The sequence below is a fragment of the Pedobacter sp. genome, from assembly GCF_035566355.1.
Classification (GTDB): Bacteria; Bacteroidota; Bacteroidia; order Sphingobacteriales; family Sphingobacteriaceae; genus Pedobacter.
This window is the reverse complement of sequence record NZ_DATMRL010000606.1, coordinates 1-3,344: the sequence shown is the minus strand read 5'-3', so window position 1 is coordinate 3,344 and position 3,344 is coordinate 1. Positions and strand designations below refer to the sequence as shown.

Below are 3,344 nucleotides of genomic sequence, written 5' to 3'. Positions count from 1 at the left end.
TCAGAAGTGCTGATATCTCCACTCAATTTCATGTAATCTAAAGAGGTATTGTTTTGTGAGACCAAACCGTTCTGTACGAGATTCATTCCCGGATTAATGATCTTAAAGTCAAAATCAAATTCTTCAAGACCTTTCTCTGTGTCTGTTACTTTAGAAAGATTAAAGGTACCGGTATATACTTTTCCAGATTGGAGCGGCTCGTCTGGTCTGAATTCCACAGTTTGGGCGTCAATCCAGTAAGTTTTTCCTTTAACTCCGGGAGAGAAGTCAAAAAGATCACGGTCATCAGGTGCTCCGATGGTGCCCATTGTTTTTACCTGGCTGGCCAGACGAATCCGGATGAAACTTTTTTTAGATACGGTGCCAGAAGTATAGGCCTCAATGTATTTGGAGTAAGCCTGATTACTTTCGTTGCTTTTTTTCTTTTTAAAAATGAAGAAAGAAGCGATTCCGATCAGTACCAAAGCAATGGCGCCGACCAGGATTCGTTGTTTGTTTTTGCTCAGTAGGGTAGACTGGGTAAATTTCATACGCTGTTCGTTAATAGATGCGAGGGAAATTACCAAAAAAAAAGGGGGAAAGAAAATTATTTGATCATTACGCCGGGTTTGTTGATCAATGGAATCTTAATTAAATTGTCATCAACAATGCTTTCAGGAAGGAAAATGAATTTTTTATCATAGATGGTTCCGTCAATATAATAACTCAGCCAATATTCATTGGTCAAACCAAATACAGCTGTGTCAATGGCTTCTACACCAGCGTACGTCATCGGTTCCAGATCACCCAGAAAATGACGAAGTGTTGAGGTTCTGACCATTACACCGTCTTTTTCACCGTAACCTTTGGAGCTGATCAGCACGTTGGTGATCAGCTCCTTTTTCAAGTTAATGAAATAGACGGTCCAACTCTCGGTTTCTGGAGTTTCGCCCATGAGCACAACAGCCATGGCTACATCTTCTACAATATTTTCCGGAAGATCTTTCTTCATAACAAGCTAGGCCTAATATTATTTCTTTTTTGCAGGAGCTTTTTTAGCTGCAGGTTTAGCTGCTGCTTTTTTCTTTCCGGCTGTCTTTGATTTTGCTTCAAATGCATTCGGAACTTGCTCTACAATTAGTTTTTTAACTTCTTCAAGGGGAATATCGGCCAGATCCTCAGGTGTATATTTTTCGCCTGTTGCCGGATTCTTACTTAGCTTTAGCATTTCCTTTCCAAAACGGATAAAAGGTCCCCATCTACCGTTTTCAATAGCAATTTTTTCAGACGCCCATTGCTGGATAAACCTATTGGCTTCTTTTTCAACTTTTTTGCTGATCAGTTCGGCAATATCTGAATCGCTCAGGTTATCAAAATTGTAAGCTTTAGGAACGTTAATGAATAGGTCGTTCCATTTAATAAATGGCCCAAACCGACCTGTTCCTTTGGTTACCGGCAAATTTTGATAATGTGCTACAGGCGCATCTGCAGTTATCTTTTCGTTGATGATTTCGATGGCACGGTCTCTGTCTACTGAAAGTGGGTCTTCGTTTTTAGGGATGGAGATAAAGGTATCGCCCCATTTCACGTAAGGACCAAACCGACCAACTCCAACAGAAACTTCTTTACCCTGATAGTCTTCCAACTGGAAAGGCAATTTGAATTGCTCTAAAGCATCTTCCAGGCTAATGGTGGCCACAGAAAGTGATTTAGGCAGGCTTGCATAACGAGGTTTTTCTTCATCCTCATTTTGTCCAATCTGAACCAATGGGCCAAATTTACCAACTTTGGCATATACATTTTTTCCGGAAACAGGGTCTGTGCCCAGCAGACGCTCGCCGTTAGCGCGATCAGCGGTTTCAAGGGTTGTTTCTACTTCCTGATGAAATGGTGTATAGAAGGAGTGGAGCATTTTTGTCCATTCCTGTAAACCCTGTGCGATTTCGTCGAATTCTTTCTCTACTTTGGCCGTGAAATTAAAGTTAACGATGTCTTTAAAGTGTTCTACTAAAAAGTCGTTGACTACTTCACCTATATCTGTAGGGAAAAGTTTGGCCTTTTCTGCACCGGTCATTTCCGTTTTTAACTGTTTACTTACCTGTCCGCCAGCCAGGACAATAGAAGTAAAGGCCCGTTGCTTTCCTTCTCTGTCTTCCTTAACCACGTAACCTCGGTTTTGAATGGTTGAAATGGTTGGGGCATAGGTAGACGGTCTTCCAATACCTAGTTCTTCCAGTTTTTTAACCAGACTGGCTTCTGTATATCTTGAAGGCGGGCGGGAGAAACGTTCTGTCGCATTCATTTCTTTTAACGTCAGCGATTGTCCTTTAGCTAAAGGCGGCAGCATATTGTTGTTGTCGGTATCTTCGTCGTCGTCGTCGTTTGATTCGAGATAAACTTTTAAGAACCCGTCAAATTTCAATACTTCACCTTCGGCAACAAGGTTTTCTTTACGGCTGCTGATATCGATAGTTGCTGTTGTTTTTTCAAACAATGCTTCACTCATTTGCGAGGCAATTGCGCGCTTCCAGATCAATTCATATAATCTCTGTTCAGAACTGTCGCCAGAAACGGTATGCTGACTAAAATAGGTAGGTCTGATCGCTTCGTGAGCTTCCTGAGCACCTGCTGATTTCGTTTTATATGTTCTGGTATGAAGATATTTATCGCCGTAAGCCGATTTGATTTCACTTGCCGCTGCCTGGATGGCTGTTTCAGAAAGGTTCACTGAATCGGTACGCATATAGGTGATTTTACCACTTTCATACAGTCTCTGTGCAACCTGCATGGTTCTGGAAACTGAATAGCCCAGTTTTCTGGAAGCTTCCTGTTGCAGTGTAGATGTGGTAAAGGGTGCTGCAGGATTTCTTTTGGCCGGCTTGGTTTCTAAGCTGGAAACACTAAATGATGCTGCTACACAGTCTTTTAAAAATCGCTCTGCGTCTGCTTCATGGTCAAATCTTTGCGGCAATTCGGCTTTAACTAATTCTCTTGCATTGCCAGTGGTGAATTGTGCAGTAATTTTAAATGCTGCTGAAGCCTGGAATTTATTATACTCCCTTTCTCTGTCTACAATTAAACGTACAGCAACAGATTGTACGCGTCCTGCAGATAGGGAAGGTTTGATCTTTTTCCATAAAACAGGTGAAAGTTCAAAACCAACCAGCCTGTCTAAAACACGTCTGGCCTGCTGTGCAAAAACCAAGTTGTAGTCAATTGTTCTTGGGGTATCAATAGCTTTGAGGATCGCAGGCTTAGTGATCTCATGGAAAACAATTCGTTTGGTTTTGTTTTCCTTCAGGCCCAGTGTTTCGTATAAGTGCCAGGATATGGCTTCTCCCTCGCGGTCCTCATCGGATGCGAGC

General features: G+C 42.0%; 3 protein-coding genes. All 3 read right to left on the bottom strand.

The features are described 5' to 3' along the window. Positions 1-530 (bottom strand): hypothetical protein (locus tag VNZ46_RS23775; protein ID WP_325563273.1); only part of this gene is annotated, 530 nt, incomplete at its 3' end. Between the two features lie 56 nt (positions 531-586). Further along, positions 587-991: a hypothetical protein gene (locus VNZ46_RS23770; RefSeq protein ID WP_133778342.1), complete on the bottom strand. Its 405-nt coding sequence runs from the start codon at positions 989-991 to the stop codon at positions 587-589. A gap of 18 nt (positions 992-1,009) precedes the next feature. After that, positions 1,010-3,344, bottom strand: a 2,335-nt coding sequence (gene topA, locus VNZ46_RS23765) for a type I DNA topoisomerase (RefSeq protein WP_325563270.1), incomplete at its 5' end; no start/stop codon positions are given.

Bases quoted from the DNA above. Each gene is read 5' to 3' on its own strand.
- VNZ46_RS23770 (WP_133778342.1), bottom strand. From the start codon at position 991: ATGAAGAAAGATCTTCCGGAAAATATTGTAGAAGATGTAGCCATGGCT.